This is a genomic window from Paenibacillus sp. 2TAB26, assembly GCF_052115145.1.
Lineage (GTDB): Bacteria > Bacillota > Bacilli > Paenibacillales > Paenibacillaceae > Pristimantibacillus.
This window is the reverse complement of the sequence record NZ_JBFRGC010000128.1, coordinates 1-404: the sequence shown is the minus strand read 5'-3', so window position 1 is coordinate 404 and position 404 is coordinate 1. Positions and strand designations below refer to the sequence as shown.

Below are 404 nucleotides of genomic sequence, written 5' to 3'. Positions count from 1 at the left end.
GTATTGATCGGGATATTGATTTGAACAGCAATGATCAAATCGACGACAATAGTTATCAAGGCAATTGTAGTGGCCAGAAATGCAAAACTTTTATAGCGCGCCCTCATAAAAACTAAAGATCCGATACCAAAAATCAAAGACATAGCATATAAAGACATGAGCCTTGAGCCGATGACTCCATCTAATAGGTTACGCTGTTCAGCAAACGTAGCTGTGTTCACCTGTTGAAGTGCTGTGGCATTGCCTAGCATATAAAAAATGCCTTGAGAACTCAGCACAGTTACCAAGATTAAAAATACTGACCGAAAGATTGTTAAAATCATAACCTATAGATTTAAATGAAACACTGTTTATTAATAGATAAAAGGATAAATGCTATTGCTCCAAATCCATCGTCAATACCC

Annotated in this window: 1 protein-coding gene; it reads right to left on the bottom strand. The window is 36.6% G+C overall.

The annotated features are described in order from the left end of the window. Positions 1–323 (bottom strand): hypothetical protein (locus AB4Z50_RS36190; RefSeq protein WP_441887338.1); only part of this gene is annotated, 323 nt, incomplete at its 3' end. Between the last annotated feature and the right edge of the window lie 81 nt (positions 324–404).